General features: G+C 66.2%; 23 protein-coding genes. 13 read left to right on the top strand and 10 right to left on the bottom strand.

The annotated features are described in order from the left end of the window. The first annotated feature begins 8 nt into the window (after window positions 1-8). Genes ACTIF6_RS00570 through ACTIF6_RS00580 form a run of 3 tightly spaced genes read left to right on the top strand, consistent with a single transcriptional unit; the run spans window position 9 to window position 3,752 of the window. Window positions 9-1,700, top strand: coding sequence for a dihydroxy-acid dehydratase (locus ACTIF6_RS00570; RefSeq protein WP_439586054.1), 1,692 nt, complete (start codon window positions 9-11; stop codon window positions 1,698-1,700). Then, window positions 1,697-2,518 (top strand): isocitrate lyase/PEP mutase family protein, encoded by an 822-nt coding sequence (locus ACTIF6_RS00575; RefSeq protein WP_439586055.1) that lies wholly within the window; start codon window positions 1,697-1,699, stop codon window positions 2,516-2,518. The genes ACTIF6_RS00570 and ACTIF6_RS00575 overlap by 4 nt, the downstream gene beginning before the upstream one ends. Window positions 2,519-2,546: 28 nt before the next feature. Then, complete coding sequence (locus ACTIF6_RS00580; RefSeq protein WP_439586056.1) at window positions 2,547-3,752, top strand: tetratricopeptide repeat protein; 1,206 nt, start codon at window positions 2,547-2,549, stop codon at window positions 3,750-3,752. A gap of 16 nt (window positions 3,753-3,768) precedes the next feature. Here ACTIF6_RS00580 and ACTIF6_RS00585 read toward each other — a convergent pair whose 3' ends face one another. Genes ACTIF6_RS00585 through ACTIF6_RS00605 form a run of 5 tightly spaced genes read right to left on the bottom strand, consistent with a single transcriptional unit; the run spans window position 3,769 to window position 8,632 of the window. After that, on the bottom strand, window positions 3,769-4,761 hold the full coding sequence (locus ACTIF6_RS00585; RefSeq protein WP_439586057.1) for a Bug family tripartite tricarboxylate transporter substrate binding protein: 993 nt from the start codon (window positions 4,759-4,761) through the stop codon (window positions 3,769-3,771). 20 nt (window positions 4,762-4,781) lie between these two features. Further along, the gene (locus ACTIF6_RS00590) at window positions 4,782-5,885 is read right to left on the bottom strand and encodes an aldo/keto reductase (RefSeq protein WP_439586058.1); all 1,104 of its coding nucleotides are present in this window, start codon (window positions 5,883-5,885) and stop codon (window positions 4,782-4,784) included. Continuing rightward, window positions 5,882-6,328, bottom strand: a complete 447-nt coding sequence (locus ACTIF6_RS00595) for an aconitase X swivel domain-containing protein (RefSeq protein WP_439586059.1) — start codon at window positions 6,326-6,328, stop codon at window positions 5,882-5,884. Before ACTIF6_RS00595 ends, ACTIF6_RS00590 begins: the two co-directional genes overlap by 4 nt. Next, the gene (locus ACTIF6_RS00600; protein ID WP_439586060.1) at window positions 6,325-7,617 is read right to left on the bottom strand and encodes an aconitase X; all 1,293 of its coding nucleotides are present in this window, start codon (window positions 7,615-7,617) and stop codon (window positions 6,325-6,327) included. Before ACTIF6_RS00600 ends, ACTIF6_RS00595 begins: the two co-directional genes overlap by 4 nt. A 34-nt stretch (window positions 7,618-7,651) precedes the next feature. Then, window positions 7,652-8,632 carry a tripartite tricarboxylate transporter substrate-binding protein gene (locus tag ACTIF6_RS00605; protein WP_439586061.1) on the bottom strand — a complete coding sequence of 327 codons (981 nt, stop codon included), beginning with the start codon at window positions 8,630-8,632 and terminating at the stop codon, window positions 7,652-7,654. A gap of 207 nt (window positions 8,633-8,839) precedes the next feature. On the opposite strand from ACTIF6_RS00605, the gene ACTIF6_RS00610 reads away from it, so the two are divergent. After that, complete coding sequence (locus ACTIF6_RS00610; protein WP_439586062.1) at window positions 8,840-10,606, top strand: UGSC family (seleno)protein; 1,767 nt, start codon at window positions 8,840-8,842, stop codon at window positions 10,604-10,606. An 8-nt stretch (window positions 10,607-10,614) separates the two neighbouring features. Here ACTIF6_RS00610 and ACTIF6_RS00615 read toward each other — a convergent pair whose 3' ends face one another. Continuing rightward, on the bottom strand, window positions 10,615-11,502 hold the full coding sequence (locus tag ACTIF6_RS00615; RefSeq protein WP_439586063.1) for a LysR family transcriptional regulator: 888 nt from the start codon (window positions 11,500-11,502) through the stop codon (window positions 10,615-10,617). Window positions 11,503-11,654: 152 nt separating this feature from the next. Here ACTIF6_RS00615 and ACTIF6_RS00620 point away from each other — a divergent pair, with 152 nt between their 5' ends. Continuing rightward, window positions 11,655-12,371 (top strand): dienelactone hydrolase family protein, encoded by a 717-nt coding sequence (locus ACTIF6_RS00620; RefSeq protein ID WP_439586064.1) that lies wholly within the window; start codon window positions 11,655-11,657, stop codon window positions 12,369-12,371. 14 nt (window positions 12,372-12,385) lie between these two features. Here the strand turns inward: ACTIF6_RS00620 and ACTIF6_RS00625 are convergent, their stop codons facing one another. Beyond that, the gene (locus ACTIF6_RS00625; protein WP_439586065.1) at window positions 12,386-12,667 is read right to left on the bottom strand and encodes a cupin domain-containing protein; all 282 of its coding nucleotides are present in this window, start codon (window positions 12,665-12,667) and stop codon (window positions 12,386-12,388) included. An 85-nt stretch (window positions 12,668-12,752) separates the two neighbouring features. Here ACTIF6_RS00625 and ACTIF6_RS00630 point away from each other — a divergent pair, with 85 nt between their 5' ends. The 6 genes from ACTIF6_RS00630 to ACTIF6_RS00655 all read left to right on the top strand — a co-directional run bounded on the left by ACTIF6_RS00630 (window position 12,753) and on the right by ACTIF6_RS00655 (window position 17,037). Continuing rightward, entirely contained in the window at window positions 12,753-13,109 is a 357-nt protein-coding gene (locus ACTIF6_RS00630) for a YciI family protein (protein ID WP_439586066.1), read from the top strand. Between the two features lie 104 nt (window positions 13,110-13,213). Beyond that, window positions 13,214-13,636: a YciI family protein gene (locus ACTIF6_RS00635; RefSeq protein WP_439586067.1), complete on the top strand. Its 423-nt coding sequence runs from the start codon at window positions 13,214-13,216 to the stop codon at window positions 13,634-13,636. A gap of 22 nt (window positions 13,637-13,658) precedes the next feature. Further along, entirely contained in the window at window positions 13,659-14,099 is a 441-nt protein-coding gene (locus tag ACTIF6_RS00640) for an SRPBCC domain-containing protein (RefSeq protein WP_439586068.1), read from the top strand. A gap of 18 nt (window positions 14,100-14,117) precedes the next feature. Further along, window positions 14,118-14,528, top strand: coding sequence for a VOC family protein (locus tag ACTIF6_RS00645; protein ID WP_439586069.1), 411 nt, complete (start codon window positions 14,118-14,120; stop codon window positions 14,526-14,528). A gap of 10 nt (window positions 14,529-14,538) precedes the next feature. Next, the gene (locus tag ACTIF6_RS00650) at window positions 14,539-15,807 is read left to right on the top strand and encodes an RNA polymerase sigma factor (RefSeq protein WP_439586070.1); all 1,269 of its coding nucleotides are present in this window, start codon (window positions 14,539-14,541) and stop codon (window positions 15,805-15,807) included. A 75-nt stretch (window positions 15,808-15,882) separates the two neighbouring features. Beyond that, entirely contained in the window at window positions 15,883-17,037 is a 1,155-nt protein-coding gene (locus ACTIF6_RS00655; protein ID WP_439586071.1) for a flavin-containing monooxygenase, read from the top strand. Here ACTIF6_RS00655 and ACTIF6_RS00660 read toward each other — a convergent pair. After that, window positions 17,034-18,119: an AI-2E family transporter gene (locus tag ACTIF6_RS00660; protein WP_439586072.1), complete on the bottom strand. Its 1,086-nt coding sequence runs from the start codon at window positions 18,117-18,119 to the stop codon at window positions 17,034-17,036. The genes ACTIF6_RS00655 and ACTIF6_RS00660 overlap by 4 nt on opposite strands. A gap of 92 nt (window positions 18,120-18,211) precedes the next feature. Between ACTIF6_RS00660 and ACTIF6_RS00665 the strand changes: the two genes are divergently transcribed. Further along, the gene (locus tag ACTIF6_RS00665; protein WP_439586073.1) at window positions 18,212-18,682 is read left to right on the top strand and encodes a hypothetical protein; all 471 of its coding nucleotides are present in this window, start codon (window positions 18,212-18,214) and stop codon (window positions 18,680-18,682) included. Further along, window positions 18,679-19,071, top strand: coding sequence for a YciI family protein (locus ACTIF6_RS00670; protein WP_439586074.1), 393 nt, complete (start codon window positions 18,679-18,681; stop codon window positions 19,069-19,071). Before ACTIF6_RS00665 ends, ACTIF6_RS00670 begins: the two co-directional genes overlap by 4 nt. Here the strand turns inward: ACTIF6_RS00670 and ACTIF6_RS00675 are convergent. Then, on the bottom strand, window positions 19,068-19,799 hold the full coding sequence (locus ACTIF6_RS00675) for a GntR family transcriptional regulator (protein ID WP_439586075.1): 732 nt from the start codon (window positions 19,797-19,799) through the stop codon (window positions 19,068-19,070). The two genes, ACTIF6_RS00670 and ACTIF6_RS00675, sit on opposite strands and share 4 nt — an antisense overlap. Before the next feature lie 14 nt (window positions 19,800-19,813). Beyond that, the gene (locus tag ACTIF6_RS00680) at window positions 19,814-20,479 is read right to left on the bottom strand and encodes a cysteine hydrolase family protein (protein WP_439586516.1); all 666 of its coding nucleotides are present in this window, start codon (window positions 20,477-20,479) and stop codon (window positions 19,814-19,816) included. Between the last annotated feature and the right edge of the window lie 6 nt (window positions 20,480-20,485).

A 20,485-nucleotide genomic window follows, 5' to 3' on the forward strand; every position in this document is an offset into this window, starting at 1 on the left:
GGAAACGAATGAGCTACCGAAGCAATTTTGAGCGCGGTTCCACACGCTGGGCCGTGCGCGTGGCGCAATGGACCGCCATGGGCATCGACGAAGCCGACTTCGACAAGCCGAAGATCGCCGTGGTCAACACCTCCAGCGGCCTTTCGGTCTGTTTCTCCCATCTCGACCGCATCTCGAAGATGGCGCAGGACGCGATCCGCGCCGCCGGCGGCCTGCCGTTCGAGATCCACACTGCAGCGCCGTCGGACTTCATCACCAGCGCGGGACGCCAGGGCCGCTACCTCATGCCCACGCGCGACCTCATCGTGAACGACATCGAGGTGCAGACCGAGGGCGCCGAGCTCGACGGCATGCTGCTGCTCTCCAGTTGCGACAAGACCACGCCGGCCCATCTCATGGCGGCGGGCCGGCTGGACATTCCAGCGCTCGTGCTGGCTTGCGGCTACCAGCTGGGCCGCCAGTGTGGCGAACACCACGTCGACATCGAGGAGGTCTACAAGGCAGTGGGCACGGTCAAGGCCGGCCAGCTCTCGCTGGATGGCCTGGAGTCCATGTGCCGCTCCGCCATCCACGGCCCCGGTGTCTGCGCCGGCCTGGCCACGGCGAATTCCATGCATTGCCTGGCCGAGGCGCTGGGCATGGCACTGCCGGGCAATGCGCCCATCCGCGCAGATGGTCCGCGCCTGCATGCCCTGGCGGCGCAGGCGGGTGCGCGCATCGTCGACCTGGTGAGAGAGAACCTGCGGCCGCGCCAGATCCTTACGCCGGCCGCCCTGCGCAACGCGGTGCGCACGGCGGTGGCGATGGGCTGCTCGGTCAACGTCATGCGCCACCTGATCGCGGTGGCGATCGAGGCGGAATGCGATGTGGACGTGATCGCCGAGTTCGAAGCCTGCGCCGATCTCGTGCCCATGCTCACCCAGGTGCGCCCCAACGGACCCGACCGCATCGAGGACCTCGATGCCGCCGGTGGCGTTCGCGCCGTCATGCAGCGGCTCGGCGATCTGGTGGACGGCAGCGCAATGAGCGTCTGCGGACGCACCGTGGGTGAGGTGCTGGCCGAACCACTGGAGATCGACGACCGGGTGATCCGCACGTTGCAGGATCCCTTTGCCCACGAGCCCGGCCTGATGGTGATCCGCGGCTCGCTGGCGCCAGATGGCGCGCTGGTCAAGCTCGCCGCCGTGCCCGATGGCATCCGGCGCTTCGTTGGCCCGGCCAAGGTGTTCGAGGACGAGTCGATCGCCATTGAGGGCCTGCGCACCGGCGCCGTGCAACCAGGGCAGGTGATCGTGTTGCGCATGCTCGGTCCCCTGGGTGGCCCGGGCACCGTGTTCGCCGCCAGCTTCATGGCCGCGCTGGTTGGTGCGGGCCGCGGCGCCGACGTGGCGGTGGTCACCGATGGCGAACTCTCTGGCCTGAACAGCGGCATCACGATCGGCCAGGTGATGCCCGAGGCGGCCGAAGGTGGGCCACTGGCGGCGGTGCGCGATGGCGACCCGATCGAGATCGACCTGAATGCCCGACGCATCGAGCTGATGGTGCCGGCCGAAGAGATTGCCGAGCGCCTCAAGGACTTCCAGCCTCCCGCGCCCAGGGGACGCTTCGGCTGGCTGCACCTCTATGGGAAACTGGTGCAACCGCTGTCGCGTGGCGCCGTGCTGGGCGAGCGGGCACCCTTGAAACCAGGAGCGCCATGAACGCCACCACTGAACGCGCCGAGCGCCTGGTCGAGTTGCACCGAGCGGGTTGTTTCGTCATTCCCAACCCCTGGGATCGGGGATCGGCGGTGTTGCTGGCCGGCATGGGCTTCCCGGCGCTGGCCAGCAGCAGCGCTGGCCAGGCGTACTCGCTGGGGCTGCCCGATGGCGACCTGGGCCGTGAGCGCACCTTCAGCCATCTTCGCGACCTCGTCGACGCCATCGACCTGCCGCTGTCGGCCGATCTGGAAAATGGCTTTGGCGATGAACCTTCAGACTGTGCCGACACCATTCGCGCCGTGGCAGCGCTCGGCGTGGTGGGTGGCTCCATCGAGGACGCTACCGGTCGCCCCGAAGATCCCATCTACGGCTTCGACGCCTCCGTGACGCGCGTGCGTGCAGCGGTTCAGGCAGCGCGTTCGCTGCCTTTCCCGTTCACGTTGACGGCCCGCGCCGAAAACCTGCTGTGGGGCCGGCACGACCTGGACGATACCGTGCGGCGCCTTCAGGCGTACGCCGAAGTGGGCGCGGACGTGCTGTACGCACCCGGCCTGAAGACGGCGGAGGAGGTCGAGCGCGTGGTGCGTGCGGTGGCGCCGAAACCGGTCAATGTGCTCATGGGCCTGGCCGCTGGCGCGCTGGACCGCGACACGCTGCAGCGCCTGGGCGTGCGGCGCATCAGCGTCGGCTCGTCGCTGGCCCGCGCGGCCTACCATGCCATGCTGGAGGCCGCGCGCGAGATGGCAGGCCCTGGCCAGTTCACCTACGCGTCGCACGTTCCGGGTCTGGCCGCGTTCAACGCGATGTTCCGCGCCTGACGCAGCCCTTGGTGTAAGGTGTCGCGCCATGAGCGACGACACCACAGCACAAGCCAGATCCCGCTTCTTCGAGGGCAACGAACACTTCGGTGCCGGGCGCCTGCAGGACGCCCGCGCCAGCTACCAGGCCGCCCTGGCCCTGGTGCCGGGTCGGCCCTCGGTGCTGGCCAATCTCGGTGTCACCGAATGCCGCCTGGGTCTCTGGGCCGAATCCATCCAGCACCTGAGGCAGGCCACGGCGGCCGACCCCGAGCACCGCGATGCCTGGGTGGCGCTGGGCCTTTCGCACGAGGCACTGGGTCAGTGGCAAGCGGCGGCAGAGGCGCTGCAGCAAGGCATGCGCCTGGGCGCGGCCACCGCGCAGCTGTGGCTTTCGCTCGCGCTGTGCCAGTTGCATCTCGAGCGGCCGGCTGACGCGCTCGAATCGCTCGATGAGGCGCTGGCACTCGACGCCACCCTGGCCGACGCCTGGAGCCAGCGGGGCAGCCTGCTGCGCGATGCGGGCCGCCATGCCGAGGCCGCCCAGTGTTTCGAGCAGGCGCTCACCCACGGGGCCGACGAATCGCTGCACCGCTTCTACCTGGCCTCGGTGCGCGGAGGCGATGCCACACCGCCGCAGCCGCCACGCGTCTACGTGGAGACCTTGTTCAACGAATACGCCGACGATTTCCAGACGCACCTGGTGGAGCAGTTGCGCTATCAGGCGCACCAGACCCTGCTGGCGCCACTGCGCGAATCGGGCCAGCGTTACCCACTGGTGCTGGACCTGGGTTGCGGCACCGGCCTGTGCGGCCAGCTCATCCGCGAGCAGGCCGACGCGGTGGATGGCGTGGACCTGGCCGAGGCCATGGTGAAGCAGGCCCGCGCCAGCGGCGCCTACCGCCGGGTGGTGCATGGCGATCTGCTGGGCTTCCTGCGCGAGCAGGCCGAACCCGCCGACCTCGTGATTGCCGCCGACGTGTTCATCTACGTGGGCGCCCTCGAAGAGGTTTTCGCCGCCATCCGCCAGCGCATGCGACCGGGCGGCTGCTTCGCTTTCTCGGTGGAACTGGCCACCGGCACCGCCGACCTGCAACTCCTGCCCAGCCTGCGCTACGCGCACTCACCCGCCTATGTGGAACGCCTCGCCCAGGCCCACGGCTTTCGCGTGCGCAAGACCTGGCAGGCGCCGCTGCGAGAGGACCAACGCAGGCCGGTGATGGGGCTTTATGTGTTGCTGGAGTCGGTGGGCTGAGGGCGGTGGCGCTGCATCACTCGCGAACGTAGCCGGTGGCTTTCGCCAACTGGTCGAACAAGGCGTACTCGCCTTGCATCCTGGCGGTGAACTGTGCAGCCGTTGCCGGCTGCGGCACAAACGCGAAGCGGGCAAGCTTGTCGCCGGCGTCGGGCGCCTGGGCCGCCTTCACGATGACCGTGCTCAATCGTTGAACGAGCTCCGGTGCCATGCCGGGCGGTCCGAACACGCCGACGCCTGTGTCGCTGCTGACGTTGATGCCCGCCTGCTTCAGCGTGGGCACCTCGGGCAACAGGGGTGATCGTTTTTCGCCTGAGACCGCCAGGATGCGCACCCTGCCGGCTTTGTGAAACTCGAGCAGGTTGCTCACGCCGGTGATCATGAAGGGCAACCGTCCGGCCGCCAGGTCGAGGGCTCCCTGGGTCAAGTCCTTGTACGGGACGTGCATCAGATCAAGGCCCGAGGCGAGGCCAAATGCGATTCCAACGAAATGCGACAGGCTGCCATTGCCGGGAGAACCGTAGGCGGCAAATTGTTGGTTGCCCTTGGCCATCTCGATGAGTTGCTGGACGCTGGTAGCGGGCACCTGCGGTCCGACCGCGATGGCCACGTCGAACGAGGCAAGCCCACCCAGCACCGTGAAGTCCTTGAAAGGGTCGTAGTCCAGCTTTTGATAGATGTGTGGGTAGATCGTGAAGGGGCCGGTCGTCGCCAGGACAAGCGTTCGCCCGTCTGGTGCAGCGCGGCGCGCCTCTGACAGCGCCAGGCGTTGGCCAACACCTGGCTTGTTTTCCACGACGACCGTGCGGCCGAGGGCTTCGCGCATGGTTTCGGCCAGCATCCGTGCCGCGAAGTCGTTGCCCGTCCCGGCCGCCAGGCCGCACAACAGGCGGATCGGCGATTTTTCCTCTTGTGCGAAGGCGGGGGCGCCCAACAGGGCGGCGCCCGCGAAAGCAAACGTGCGGCGGCTGATTCCCGGTTTTGTTGCCGTGTGGAAATTCGTGCTCAAGATGTCTCCTGTCTGAAAGTTCAAGGCTCACCGCGGCGCGTGCGGGCGAGTTTCCGCGTTTCGTATTCATGCACTTTCTCGGGCCGCAGCGTCCGGTACACAGGCGCCACCGAGCGATCCTCGTGGGCCAGCGTGATGCGGTCGATGGCGTCCAGGTCCTCTTCCGTGAACCGGATGTCCAAGGCGCGGATGTTGTCCAGCAATTGACGCGGGTTGTCTGCGCCGGCGATCACCGTGAAAGTGGCAGGGCGCGACAGCAGCCAGGCCAGTGACATCTGGGCCAGGGTCCAGCCGCGTTCGCGGGCCAGATCTGCCAGCATTTCCTGCATGTCCCAGTTGCGCGGCGTTTGCCATGCGTTGACGTTGGGATTGGCCGCCGCGCGCGAACCTTCCGGCGGCGGTGCATCCCGACGACGGGCGTCCGTCAGCATGCCGCCGGCCAGCGGGAAATACGACACCATGCCGATGCCGTACTTCACACAGAATGGCTCCATGCGCTTTTCTGCATCGCGGTACAGCAGGTTGTAGAAGTCCTGCGCGGAGATGAACCTGGAGAGACCGTGCTCTTTGGCGACGTAGTGCGCCTCGCACAACTCCCATTCAAAGAGGTTGGACGCACCGATGTACCGCACCTTGCCCGCGCGCACCAGGTCGTCCAGCGCGCGCAGTGTTTCCTCGATCGGAGTCCGATGGTCTGGCCAGTGCAACTGGTAGAGGTCGATGTGGTCGGTCTTCAGCCGACGCAGGCTGGCTTCGCAGGCATTGACGATGGCATGCCGTGACGCACCGAAGTCGTTGGGACCATCGGCCGTTCGATTGGCGAACTTGGTGGCGATGAGAGCCTTGCCACGACGGCCTTGCAGGCAGGCGCCAAGGACCTCCTCGGACTTCCCGATGCCATAGCTGTTGGCGGTGTCGAAGTAGTTGATGCCGGCGTCGAGCCCGGCATGCACGATGTCGCGCGCGCGGTTCTCGTCCAGGTAGCCACCGAACGGGAAGCAGCCCAGGCCGATCGCCGAAGCGCGCAAGCCGGAGGCGCCCACCTGCCGGTATTGCATGCCGTGACTGGAGGCCTTGGCCGTGAGGCCGATCGCTGTGACGCGGTTGTTGTCGTTCATTGTCATGTCGTGCTCGTTTGCATGTTGGCGCGTCGCAGTACCTGGACGACGCCGCGGTCGGCATCGACCCTCACCCAGTCGCCTGTGCGGATGCAGGTCAAGGGATCGTGGTCGAAGTCCGTGATGGCCGGGGCATGGGTGACCACGGCTCCCAATGCCATCTTGGTGGTCATTTCGTTGAACAGCATCGCGGCTGGCGCGGTGCCCATCAGGCGGGCCGCGTGGAAGATGCCGGACCAGCCGGACGAGCCCTTGGCCCCGGGGAACACCAGCACCTTGCCGGCGAAGCTCTGACCGACCAACTCGTGGCGCGTCTCGATGATGGTGCCCGTTTGCGGGTCCACGCCGCCCCAGCCTGATATGCGATCCCTGGTCACGAGTGCTTCGCCTTCCGCGACGCCACCCACCACCGCGCGGCCGATCAACGTGTCCTGCACGTGTTCGCTCATTGGAGGCTCCCGTTCCAGCGGCCCGTGCAGGCCGCATCGATGCATTGCTCGGTGGAGCCGAACCAGGCCTTGACGCCCATTTGCGCTGGCAGGTAGTGCGCCTGCTTCACGGAGTCGAGCGCGACCGAACGCGTTCCCTTGGGCACGACCTTGGCGACGGCAGAGCAGGTGTCGCTCATCAGGACGCCACCGGCATCCTCGATCTTTTTCGTCGCACCGCTCTGGTCCGCGAGCGATTTGATCGCGCGCGGCGTGAAGATCCACAGCGTGCAGTCGTCGTGGACGCGACGTCCTTCCAGCAGCGACGCGGCTTCCCAGATCTGTTCGAGCGTGTAGTGCGGGCAGCCCAGCATCACGTACTGCACCTGGCGTTCTTCGCCAGTGGCGTTGATGCGCTCATACGTGGCGCGGCGCTCGGCAGCGCCGTATCGAATGACCTCGACAGGCCGGTTGCCGCCGAAGGCCTCTTCCAGAGTCGTCGCTTCCGGCGTCACACCGACGATGTGGTACATCTCCACGCCGCCAGAAGATGACGCGGCGGCACCGAAGTGCTTGAGGCGCGCCAGGTTCGGGCTTCGTCGCAGGCCCCGAGGGCTGTGCAGGACCGGTACCCGCTCCTGCACAAGCTCGCCGATGAAGTAGCCGAGCAAGCCCCAATCCTCAACCGACTCCGGCTCGGCGTCGAGCTCGAAGAGATGCGTGCCGCGGCGGTTCTCGGGAATGTGGAAGCCCCAGTAGGGAATCCGGCCCGTGATGGCGGCGGCGCCGGAGCTTTCACGGCCCTCGGTGTTGGTCCGCGCGCCGAGCACGGAGTTGCAATACACCACCGCGCTCGACTCCATCCAGGCGCAGTGCTCGCCGCGGGTCGGTACGTTGCCCAACTGGTACGGCGTGCAGGTGTTCATCATCTGGGCGCCGAGGCCGGATACGTGCGCCTCGCTGCGCCGGTAAAAGGCGATGGCCTCCTCCGGCAACGCCATCCGCTCGCCTTGCGCCGGATCCATGCCGAGCTGCAGATGCGACGTGAAGGCCTTGAACTTCGGAATGGGCACGGCTTCGCTGCTGTCGAGCGTGAACTCGGAGAACACCGCGTCCATGCTTTGTGTGCGCAAGGCGTACTTCCGCTGAAACGGCATGCTGGCCGTCAGGATCGAGCAAACGTTGTTGGTCTCCACCAGCCGTTCCGCGTCGAGCGCATGCCCGTAGCGCATCAGCAGGTCCATGGCCTTCTGCACACCCGGGCCATCGCGCCCGTCAAGCATGGCTTTCTCTTCATCTGTCAGTCGCATGCATTGCTCCTCAGTTCATCCATCCGTGCATGCGTCATGATGTGAAACGGATGCCCGATTCCTTGATGACGGGCGCCCAGTCTTGCGATTCGGCACGCACAATGCGCGCGTACTGCTCGGGCGTCCCACCGTGCGGGCTGAGACCGATGTTTGCCATGCGCTGCACCACGTCGGGCATGGCCAGGATCTCATTGACGTGCTTCGCATAGTCTTCCACCAGCGCATCGGGCGTGCCCTTGCGTGCGAAGAGGCCGAACACACTCTTGGCTTCGCGCACCGGGTGGCCCAATTCCTTGAACGTCGGCACGGAAGGAGCCAGCGGGGAGCGCGCGTCGGCGGCAATGCCCAGCACCCGGAGGCGGCCTGACCGGTGCTCCTGCAGATAGTCGGCCAGCACGGACGAGGCCGCGGGAATCTGGTTGCCCAGCAGGTCTGCCAGCAGAGGCTGGCCGCCGCGGAATGGGACGTGCTGCAGGTCGAGATTGGCCGATTTACCGAGCTGGTAGACCATCAGTGTGGCAAGGCCGGTCAGGCTGGGTGTGCCGACGTTGCGCAGTTTCGGGTCCTTGCGCAGCAGGGCAAGGAATTCGTCGTAGGTCTGCACGCCCAGGGCCTGGTTCACGGTGATGGTATGCGGCGAACCAGCCACTTCGCAGACCGGCGAGAGGTCGCGTTCGGCGTCGAACATCGGCTTCTCGGAAAACTGGGAATGCAGCGACACCACCGTGGTCGGTGCATACAGCAGCGCACTGCCATCCGGTGGCACCTGCTTGAGGGCCTGCACGGCCACGACGCCACCGCCGCCCGCGCGCGATTCCACCACCACGTTGCGGTTCAGGCGTGCGCGCAGCTTCTCGGCCACGACGCGCGCGCTGGCATCGATGGACGTGCCCGGTGGCACCGTGAGGTAAAGGAATACCGGCCGTTCCTGCGCACGGGCTGTCAATGCCCAGGGTGCTGCCACTGCCGAGGCGGCGATGAATGCGTTCAACTTCCGGCGTTGCACATTGATCATTTGCTGTCTCCTTTTCTTGAAATTTCGTTCGGCGCAAGGATGGTCCATCGGCCGGAGCCACGCTGCAAGTGAAAAGAATTGCGTGGCCTTCAACCCGAGGTTAAGTCCGATATCTGCATTAACCCGGCGTTAACCGCACCACCGCTTTTTTCAATTTACGCGGCTGTGCGGTGCACCTCAGAATTCCGCCATCTACCTGGAGTTTTCATGAGCACCCTTCCCCAACCCATTGAAGAATTTCCTTCGCTCGAGGGCGCCTGTGAGTTGGAGGCTTACCCTGGCGAGGTGATGGAGCGGCGCATCGCACGCGGCGACTTCGATCCACTCGGGAAACGCTTCCAGGTGCTCAACCCGCGTGGTACACCACCCGCCATCACGCTGCGGCCGATGGCGCCGCGCGCGCCAGAGGGACTGGACGGCCGCACCGTGTACCTGGTCGACGTGCGCTTCATGAATGGCAAGGCGTTCCTGGAAGAAATCCAGAAGGTGATGGCGGAGCGCTTTCCGGGCGTACGGACGCTCGTGCGGCAGAAGCGCGGGGGCTACACCGAAGATGATCCGGAACTGTGGGCCGAGATCGAGGCTAACCGGGGTCTGGTGGTCATGGCCATTGGTCATTGCAGCACCTGCGCACCCGCAGTGGCCGTGCACTGCATGAACCTCGAAGAGCGTGGCATTCCCACGGCTCCGCTGGTGACCGGTGCCTTCACGGATCTGGTGCGCGCCGTCGCCCGGAAAGGGGGAATGCCCAAGCTGCGCTTTACTTTCGTTCCTCACCCCGTCAGCGGCAAGTCGGCGACCGAGCTCCAGGGGTATGTTGAAGGCGCCAGCCCCGGCTCGGACCTGCCTGTGATGGACGGCATCGTGCAGGCGCTCACCGCCACGTTGTCGTCTGCGGAAGCCGAGCGCGGCCAGCTCGATCGCCCCGTTCAACCCCTGTTGGGCGCGGACACCGAGGACGAGTTGCACCGCATGTTCCTGGAGGCCTGGTGGTCGGACGGCCTGCCGGTGGTGCTGCCGACACCCGAGCGGGTGGAGGCCATGCTCAAAGGCACGAAGCATTCGCCCTCAGAGGTGGTGGGCCGCATGCGCCCCACCGCGACACAGGAAGACTGGAGCTACACCGTCGAACAGGTCGCGACGAACGCGGTCATGGCGGGTGCAAAGCCGGAGCACTTCCCTGTGATCCTGGCGCTGGCGGCCAGCCAGGTATCGGCCCTGCACAGTTCGACCAGCAACTTTGCCGCGATGGTGGCTGTCAATGGACCGATCCGCCACGAGATCCGGATGAACTCCGGCGTGGGCGCGCTGGGGCCTTTCAACCATGCCAATGCCGCCATTGGTCGCGCGTGGAGCCTGCTGTCGAGAAACCTCGGTGGTGGCGCCATTCCCGGCATCACCTACCTGGGCACGCAAGGCAATCCGCTGAACTACAACACCATCTGCTTTGCCGAGAATCAGGAGCGCAGCCCGTGGGAGCCGTTCCATGTGCAGCAGGGCTTCCGTAAAGAAGAGAGCACCATCAGCCTGTTCCGCGGTCGCACCTACAGCCACATGCTGGAGATACGGCAGAAGACGTGGCAGCAGCAGTTGCTCAACATGGTCGGCGGCTTCACGCCAGTGCCCGGCACCGGGTTGACGCTGCTGCTGGAGCCGCTCGCCGCTCGCGCCTTGTACGACCGCGAGGGCTTCAAGACGAAGGAGCAGATCGCCGACTGGTACCACCAGAACTCGACCTTGCCTTACGAGACGTACTGGGACTACCAGCTCGTGGTGAACTACGTTGAGCCACTGGCACGCAAGGGACAGGAACCGTTCGCTTCTTACCTGGCGCAGGAACCGGGCTCGCAGGTGCCTCGCTTTGCCGACTCGAAGAAGATCAGCACGCTGGTGGTCGGTGGTGAGAAAAACGCCTACTGGTTCGCCACCGATTTCATCCACGTCACGACGTTGTCGATCGACGAGTGGCGCTGAGCCTGAAGCTAGAAAGTTGATCGCCAGACGTCATCGAACAACTCCAGGAACGCCTTCTCCGTCACCGACATGGGGCGGTAGCGATTCCTGATCACCCTTACTTCGAGCCGTTCCTTGGACACGAACGGCCGGACCTCCAGGCCAGCCAGCACGCCACCGGCGATCGAGACTTCGTCCACGATCGCCAGGCCTACGCCGGCCTGAGCGAACCAGCAGGCGGTGGTGGAACTGGTGCAGTCCATGTCGTCATGAATCTTGCCGGCCACTGGCTTGAGGGCTCGCCTGAGCGTCTGTCCGAAAAGGTTGGATTCGGGCGAAGAGATCACGCGTTCGCCCGCCAGGTCCTCCGGCTTGATTCGCGCCTTCTTTGCGAGAGGATGGCTGCTCGGCATCACACAGGCGAGCCCGCAGTGATAGCTCTTGACCGTGTCCAGATTGGGATGTTCATGAGGTGCGAGCGCAATGCCCAGGTGGGATTCGCGGTGCAGGAGTTGCTGGGTGAGCATGTCTGGGCTCATCACACGAAAGCGGCAGTTCAATCTCGGAATCTGCTTGTAGAGGCGCGCGACGGTGCGAGACATCAGCCATGGCGCCAAACTCGCCGTGCACACCAGCCGCAGACTTGCCTGAGTCGGCCGCGACAACTCCTTGCTCACGTCGCGCACCATCTCCACGCCTAGCCAGAGCCTGTCGACTTCGGCATACAGCTGCTGGGCCTCCGGCGTTGGAACGAGCCGGCCTTTGATCCGTTCGAACAGCAGGAGCCCGCTTGCTTTCTCCGCTTGTGCCAGAACCTTGCTGATCGCTGGAGGTGAGACATGCAGCAGTTGTGCCGCGCGACTGACTCCGCCGGACAACATGACGGCACGAAATACTTCCATTTGGCGAAGATTCACTCACGCTCCTCAAGACGACTGTAGGTTCACATTTAACCAAGGGTTAAATGTGAAGGCAATGTTTTCATTTGATGCGGCCTGCCTTTGCGTCGATCATCACTTCACGTTGGCGCAACGGTGTCGCCATGAACGAGTCACGGAAGCAAACAGGCATGAACGATCTCAAGGCCCTCGTGGGCGCAAAGCAGGCTGCATGGGCCACAGTGACCGCAGCAGATGGCCACAAGCTTCAGTGCTATGCGACGCCGGATCGGCCGCAAGCTCCCGCCATCGTTGTGCTGCAGGAGATATTCGGCGTCAACCAGTACGTTCGTGACCTGTGTGACCAGCTAGGACGTCAAGGCTATTTCGCTGTTGCACCTGCGCTGTTCGACCGAGTGCAGCCTGGCCTGGAATTCGGCTATGAGCCCAAGGACGTGGCCGCCGCCCGCGAGGTCCGGCAGAAGATCGATGACGCCGCGGCGCTCCTGGATGTTGCTGCGGCTGTCCATCTCGCACGCTCTTGGGGACACGATCAGGTTGTCGTCATCGGCTTCTGCTGGGGTGGAACGCTGGCGTGGAAGTCCGCTGCACTCAATCCTGACATCCGTGGTGCGATTGCCTTCTACGGAACCCATATCGCAGACCACCTTGACCTGGCCCCCAAGGTGCCGGTGATGATGCATTTTGGACGGTCGGATGCCAACATCCCTCTGGAGGGTGTTCGACGGATTGCGGCGGCCTACCCCGATCTGCCGCTGCACCTGTACGACGCGGGCCACGGCTTCGCATGTGAAGCGCGTGCAGCGCATGAGCCTGTCAGTGCACAGTTGGCATGGCAGCGAAGCAGGGCGTTCCTGGAGACCACCCTGGGCTTGAAGCCGTCATGACCGGGCGGTGAGCCTCACTCGTTGCGCCGAGCCACCCAGTAAGCCGCACCTTCCCGGCCGTAGCGTTCGGCGTGCGGCACATCGCGGTCCACTTCGAAGGTGTCGCCCGGGCGCAGCTGGCGCGTGAGGTCGCCCACGGTGAGCCACATTTCGCCGCGCGTGACCAGTGCCTTCACCGAAAACGGGTGGGAGTGCATGTCCAGCAGCGTGAGCGGCTCCCACTCGCGTTCCAGCACCTCGTCGAAGCCTTCGGTGAGGGCCTGGATGCGGAAGTTGTCGAAGTTGAGCTGGGGCATGGGTTGGCATTGTGGGGGTTTGCGGGGCGTGGTCAAGCGTTAGCATGTCGACCTCGCCCCGTGTACATCGAAAGGTTGGTTGTTCATGTCCCACATGCTTTTGATCATTGAACCCGCCGGTCAGCGCGTCACGCGCACCGAAGCCGAGGGGCACGAGGTGTACGACCGCATGGTGCGTTTCGGCGACGCCCTGCGCGAGCGCGGCAAGCTGCTGGCGGCGGAGTCGCTCGCCTCGGATGCCAGTGCGGTGCGCATCAGCAAGGCCGGCGGCGCCAAGGCCCAGGTGCTCGACGGTCCGTTCGCCGAGGCGAAGGAAATGATCGGCGGCTTTTTCCTGCTGAACTGCGCCAGCATGGCCGAGGCCGTGGCCATCGCCCACGAATGCCCGGCCGCCGAGTGGGCCACTGTCGAGGTGCGCGCGCTCGCACCTTGTTACGAGTGATACCGAAAGCCAGGGTTTCTATTTAGTCGCGCGGCGTCGAATTCCGGTCGCCTGCTTCGTCGTAGGGTTGAAGCCACCCCGTGGCCCTCAACAGGAGAACACCCATGCGATTCATGATCATCGTCAAGTCCTGCGACGAGTTCGAGGCCGAGACCAGCCCTGCACCCGACGAGGCGCTGATGGCGGAGATGGTCCGCTACCACGAGGAACTGGCCCAGGCCGGCGTGTTGCTGGACGGCTCGGGCCTGCACCCCAGCCAGAAAGGTTGGCGCGTGCACTACAGCGCCGACGGCAGGAAGCGCATCGTCGACGGCCCGTTTGCCGAGGCCAAGGAGCTGATTGCCGGCTACACCCTGATCCAGGTGCGCACGCGAGATGAGGCCCTGGAATGGAGCCGCCGTTTCCCCAATCCGGCCGGTCGCGGCAAGGAAGCCGTGATCGAACTGCGCCAGCTCTACGAGATGGAAGACTTCCCACCCAGCCAGCCGCTGGAAGACTTCAAGAAGCTCGATGCCCGCACCCGATGAGCCCCAGCCCCAGGAGACCGCCATGAAGCAGCATTTCGACATCCTCATCCAGGCCCCGCGCCGGCATGTGTGGACCACCATGCTGGAAGCACCCACCTACGAACAATGGACCAGCGCCTTCTGCGAAGGCTCGCGCTTCGAGGGTTCGTGGGACCAGGGCGCACGCATCCGCTTCCTGGACCCGGCCGGCAACGGCATGGTGTCCGAGATCGCCGAGCACCGCCCGGCCGAGTTCGTGTCCATCCGGCACCTCGGTTTCATCGAGAACGGCAAGGAAGACACCACCAGCGAAGCGGTGCGTGCGTGGGCGCCTTGCTACGAGAACTACACCTTCACCGACGAGGCCGGTGGCACCCGCGTGAACGTGGTCATCGACACCTTCACGGGCTACGAAGAGATGATGTCCAACACCTGGCCGCCAGCGCTGCAGGCCCTGAAGGTCCTGTGCGAAGGCAAGAACTGAACCCCAAGGAGAACCACCATGTTTCGCGAAATCTTCGTCAACCTGCCCATCAAGGACATGGGCAAATCCCAGGCCTTCTTCAAGGCCCTGGGGCTCAGCTTCAACCCGCAGTTCACCAACGAGCAGGGCGCCTGCCTGGAGATCGCACCCAACATCTACGCCATGCTGCTGGTCGAGCCGTTCTTCAAAGGCTTCACCAAATTGCCGATCTCGGATGCGAAGAAGGCCACCGAGGTGCTGATTGCGCTCTCTTGCGACAGCCGCGACGAAGTGGACCAGATCGTTGCCAAGGCCGTGGCGGCCGGCGGTACCACGCCCAATGCGCCGCAGGACCACGGCTTCATGTACCAGCACGGCTTCGCCGACCTGGACGGTCATCAATGGGAAGTGTGCTGGATGGACATGGCCGCCGCGCCGGCACAGATGTAGATTCCTGCGCATGCACTCCGGTGTCCACCAGGCCATTGCCACCGTCTGGCGCCTCGAATCCGCGCGCGTCACGGCGGCCGTGGCGCGCATGGTGCGCGACATCGGCGTGGCCGAGGAACTGGCGCAGGACGCGCTGGTGGCGGCGCTCGAGCACTGGCCGGCCGACGGCATCCCCGACAACCCCGGCGCCTGGCTCATGACCACCGCCAAGCGCCGCGCGCTCGACCACATCCGCCACCGGCAGATGGCCGATGCGCGGCACGAGGACATTGCCGCCGACATGGAGGCGCTGGGCACCACGCACGTGCCCGATTTCGTGGATGCGCTGGACGAAGCCCGGCAGGACGACATTGGCGACGACCTGTTGCGCCTGGTCTTCACCGCCTGCCATCCCGTGCTCTCCACCGACGCGCGCGTGGCGCTCACGCTCAAGCTGCTCGGGGGGCTCACCACGCACGAGATCGCGCGCGCCTTCCTGGTGCCCGAGGCCACCATCGCTCAGCGCATCGTGCGCGCCAAGCGCACGCTCAGTGAAGCCGGCGTGCCCTTCGAAGTGCCGCGTGGCGATGCCCTGGGCGAGCGGCTCGCCTCCGTGCTGGAGGTGGTGTACCTGGTGTTCAACGAGGGCTACACCGCCACCAGCGGCGGCGACTGGATGCGCCCCGCGCTGTGCGACGAAGCCCTGCGACTGGGGCGCATGCTGGCGCAGATTGCGCCCCAGCAGCCCGAGGCGCATGGGTTGCTGGCCCTCATGGAGATTCAGGCCTCGCGCACCGCCGCGCGCACCGACGCCGAAGGCCGGCCCGTGTTGCTGGCCGACCAGGATCGTTCCCGATGGGACGCGCTGCTGGTCCGGCGTGGCCTGGCAGCGCTGGACCGTGCCGACCTGCTCACCACCGCGCCCGGTCCCTACCACCTGCAGGCCGCCATCGCCGCCTGCCACGCGCGCGCCCAGCGCGCCGCAGACACCGACTGGTCCCGCATCGCCGCGCTGTATGGCGAACTTGCCCGCGTTGCGCCATCGCCCGTGGTGGAGCTCAACCGCGCTGTGGCCGTGGCCATGCACGCCGGCCCGGCAGCAGGCCTGGTGCTGGTGGACGCGCTCATGAAAGAAAAAGCCCTGCAGCGCTACCAGTGGCTGCCCAGCGTGCGCGGCGACCTGCTGGAAAAACTCGGCCGTCGCGAAGAAGCGCGCGCCGAATTCCAGCGCGCCGCCGACCTGGCGGGCAACGAGCGCGAGAAGGCCTTTTTGCTGGAGCGCGCGGCGGCGCTGGCCTGAGGGGCGGCATGCCCCGGTTAAACCCGCATGGCCTTTCGCTGGCCGGCGAGCCACACTGGGCGCGAGTCAGGCCCTATGGATTCCACAACAACAAGCTCATCCTGCGACGTGCTGGTCATTGGCGCAGGCCCTGCGGGTCTGGCCACAGCCGCCTGTCTCGCGCCGCTCGAGCTGGAAGTGAAACTGATCGACCGCGCGCTGGAGGTCGCCGCTTCCTGGCGTCACCACTACGAGCGCCTGCACCTGCACACGGTCAAGACGCATTCCGCGCTGCCGGGCCTGCCGTTTCCCGAGAGTGCGCCGCGCTACGTGCCGCGCCAGGGCGTGGTGGAGTACCTGATGGCCTATGCCGAGCACCATGGCCTGCGTCCCGAGCTGGGGCACGAAGTCGAGGCCATCGAACCTGCGCCTGCCGGCACCGTGGCGCGCTGGGTGGCTACCACGGCGGCGGGACAGCGCTTTGCCGCACGCCATGTGGTGGTGGCCACCGGTGCCAACCGGCGGCCGTGCGCGCCCGAACTGCCCGGGCGGGCGGATTTCGGCGGGCGCATCCTGCACAGCCGCAGCTACCGCAATGCCGCGCCCTTTGCCGGCCAGCGCGCGCTGGTGGTGGGCATGGGCAACACCGGTGCCGAGATCGCGCTCGATCTCGTGGAGCACGGCGTTCGCACCGCGCTGTCGGTGCGCTCACCGGTCAACATCGTGCTGCGCGACGTGCTGGGCCGGCCCACCCAGCTTTCCAGCATCGCACTGAGCAAGCTGCCTCCTGTGTGGGGCGATGCACTGGCCATCCTGCTGCGCAACCTCACCGTGGGTGACCTCAGCCGCTACGGCCTGCACACCGCATCGCAATCGCCGCTGCGCCAGTTGCGCGAGGAAGGTCGCACGCCCGTCATCGATGTCGGCACGGTGCGGCGCATCAAGGCCGGCGACATCCAGATCTATCCCGGCATCCAGATGCTCACACCCGGTGGCGTGCGTTTCGTGGGCGGTGAAGAGCACCCTTTCGACGTGGTGCTGCTCGCCACCGGCTACGACGCCGCGCTGCGCGAACTGTTTCCCCGCACCCCCTTGCCGCTGGACACACGCGGCATGCCGCCGGCCACGGTGGGTGAAGGCGCGCTGGCTGGCGTGTACTTCGTGGGCTTCGATGTGCGCCAGCCAGGCGGCTTGCTGCGCTCGATCGGACCGCAGGCGCGGGCCGTGGCCGAGCACGTGCAGCGCGCCTAAGAACCGGGGCGCGCGGAATCCACCGCGTTGGTGGCCTCGATGCTGTGCAGCCACTCGCGCCAGATCGCGACCAGCAACGCCATCAGCACCGGCCCCACGAACAGGCCGACGAAGCCCATGGTGGTGACGCCGCCCACCAGGCCGAAGAAGGTGGGCAGGAAGGGCAGCTTGACCGGTCCACCCACCAGGCGCGGGCGCAGTGTCTTGTCGACAATGAAGAGTTCGACCGAGCCCCACACGAACAGGGCCAGGCCGGCACCCGGGTGGCCCGAGCCCACCAGGTAAAGAGAGACCAGGGTGAACGACAGCGGCGCACCGCCCGGAATGAGCGCCATGAAACCCGTGGCCACGCCCAGCAGCACCGGCGAGGGCACGCCCGCGATCCAGTACGCCACGCCGAGCACCACGCCTTCGCCCACGGCGATCAGGCCCATGCCGATCACGGTGGCGCTCACCGTGGCCGGCACCACGCGCGAGAAACGCTGCCAGCGCTGGTGCAGCACACGCTCACCCACCACGTCGAGTTGCCGGGCGATGCGGGTGCCGTCCTTGTAGATGAAGAACAGCGTGATGAGCATGAACAGGATGGTGAGCGCCAGGCCGAAGAGGTTGCCGGTGGCGGCCAGCGCCACGCGGTAGATGTTGCCGATGTGCTGGCCACTGAGCAGCTGGATCCATTCACCCAGGGCGCCGGGCGCGCCCAGGTGCTCGCGCCAGTAGGTGGCGAGTTGTTCGCCCACGAAAGGCAGTGCCGCGATCCATGGCGGCACCGCCGCCCCGTTGCGATTGGCCGCCAGCAGCCAGTTCACGAATTGCGTGGCCTCCTGCAGGGCGTAGTGCAGGGCCACCATGATGGGCGCGACCAGCACGGCCAGGACCACCAGCAGCGCCAGGCTGGCCGCCAGCGTGGTGCTGCCCCGGCAGCGCTCCACCAGGCGCTCGTACAGCGGCCAGCTGGCAAATCCGATGATCAGCGCCGCGAGCACCGGCACCACGAAGCCCCGGAAAAAATACACACCGGCGGCCAGCAACAGGAGCAGAAGACCACGGGCAACGAGGGAGGCGGGAAGGACTGGAGGCATGCGGAAATTCTGACACGCGCACAGCGGCGCAAGTTCCGGCCCCTGAAGCAGATCGAAACCCCTCATTTGCGCCGGAGCCGATACAGTGCGTCATGGACCGCATCACCACCCTTCAGATCGGCGAGCAGGCCACCCGCCTGACAGCCACCACCGACCCCGGCATCGACACCGTGCTGTACCTCGGCACGCAGGAACTCGGATCGGGCCCCTGGCGCAACGAACCCCCTTCTCCCCTGGAGCTCGAGAACGCCATCGCCTTCGTCGAGGACCTGGTCATGCCGATCGCGAAATCGCTGCCTGTGGGCACGACCCTGGTCACCCATGACGCAGAAGCGCGCCATCTGGTGGTGGTGGCCCGACCCGGCGAAGACCCGGCACCACCGCTGTCCATCGAGCAGGTCGAGCGCGTGTTCAATGGCCTGGTCGCGGTCTCGCAGGGCCGCCCGGTGGCTTCCAGCGGCCTGCCCCCTCAGGCCGCTTTCGCTGCCTACGTGCTGATCCTGCGCGAGCTGATGCACCACCTCGGTTTTGATTCGATCACCGTGAAGGAGCCCATGGAATGAGCGACGACAACGCGCCAGGCGAGTACCTGGTCATCTCGCGCGGGCAGTGGGATGCCGACAAATCGCCCCAGGAGATCCAGGACGCGATCGACCGCTTCTACGTCTGGCACGGCGAGATGGTGGCCAGGGGCGTGATGCGCTCGGGACAGCGCCTGGCGCGCGAGGGCAAGCTGGTCTCGCGCGACCGCATCGTCGATGGCCCGTTCGCAGAGGCCAAGGAGGTGGTCGGTGGTTTCTGGTTCGTTCGTGCGGACAGCCTGGAGGAAGCGGCGCGCATCTCGGCCGACAACCCCTGTCTCGCCTGTGGCCTGCAGTACGAGATCCGGCCTTTCGAGAACGTGCGCGCGAGCGCGTTCGCGGTGACCTCGGAAACGCCCGAGCGGAACTAGGCCGCTGGCGCCACCTGCTGCGCCATGTAGACCTGGTGCAGCGTGATCTTGCGCACCTCGACCTGGCTGGCCTGGATATGCGAGCGCAGCAGCAGGTCGGCGCGGTCGGCCTTGCGCGCGATGATGGCGCGCAGGATCTTGGCGTGTTCGTCGTAGGTGGCGTCAATGCGCATCTGTTTCAGGAAGTCGAGCCGGCGGATGATGCGGATGCGCTCGGTCACCTCGTGGTGCACGCGCGCCAGTTCGGCGTTGCCGGCTGCGCTCACCAGGGTTTCATGAAAGGACTCGTCCCACGCGGCCACCTGCGTGGCGTCGCTGCTGCGCTCGCTCGCCGGCACCAGCCAGCGCTCCTTCAATTCCAGCAGCAGCGGCTCGGAGGTGGCCACCTCCTGCTGGCACAGGCGCTGCACGGCGGTGGTTTCCAGCACCATGCGCAGGTCGTAGAGCTGGTCGAACTTGTCGAAGTCGAACGGCAGCACGCGCCAGCCGCTGCGGAACATCACCTCCACCAGGCCTTCCTGCTGCAGGCGGAACAGTGCCTGGCGCACCGGCGTGCGCGACACCTCCAGTCGCGCGCACAGTTCGTGCTCGGTGAAGCGGTCACCGGGCACCAGGCGGAAGTCGGCGATGTCGCGCTTGAGCTGTTCGTACACCTCGTTGGCGCGTGAAGGATGGACGGTCGCCAGCGGGGCGGTCGCCTGAGCGGGTCGGCGGGTGGTTTTCTGCACGGGGAAACTCTATCTCATCGGGCCGGCAGCGCCGCGAGCAACTGCACACTGGTGGCCGTCCAGCCGACGATGGCGCCCTGGGCGCGCAGCATCTCGACGGCGGCCGCCTTGAAATGGGGGAAGTAGCTCTCGGTGCAGTCCTCCAGCAGCAGGCAGTCGTAGCCCCGGTCGTTGGCCTCGCGCATGCTGGTCTGCACGCAGACCTCGGTGGTCACGCCCATGAAGAGCAGGTGGGTGATGCCGGCCTTCTGGAACTGCTCGTGCAGCGTGGTGCCGTAGAACATGCCCTTGCCCGGCTTGTCGACCACGGTTTCGCCGGCCATCGGGGCGAGCGCCGGAATGATCTGATTGCCCGGCTCGCCCGCCACGAGGATGCGGCCCATCGGGCCCGCATCGCCGATGCGCAGGCTCGGGTTGCCGCGCAGGCGCTTGGCCGGCGGGCAATCCGACAGGTCGGGCCGGTGCGCCTCGCGCGTGTGCACCACCATGCCGCCAGCGCGGCGCCACGCACCCAGCGCAGCCTGGCAGGCCGGCACGATGGCCTCGAGCAACGCCACGTTGTTGCCCAGCGTTTCACCGAAGCCACCCGGCTCGATGAAGTCGCGCTGCATGTCGATGATGACCAGCGCGGTGTGCGCCACGTCGAATTCGTAGGGGAAGGGCAGGGCGTCGATGTTCATCATGGT

Source organism: Hydrogenophaga sp. (assembly GCF_051860785.1).
Classification (GTDB): domain Bacteria; phylum Pseudomonadota; class Gammaproteobacteria; order Burkholderiales; family Burkholderiaceae_C; genus Hydrogenophaga.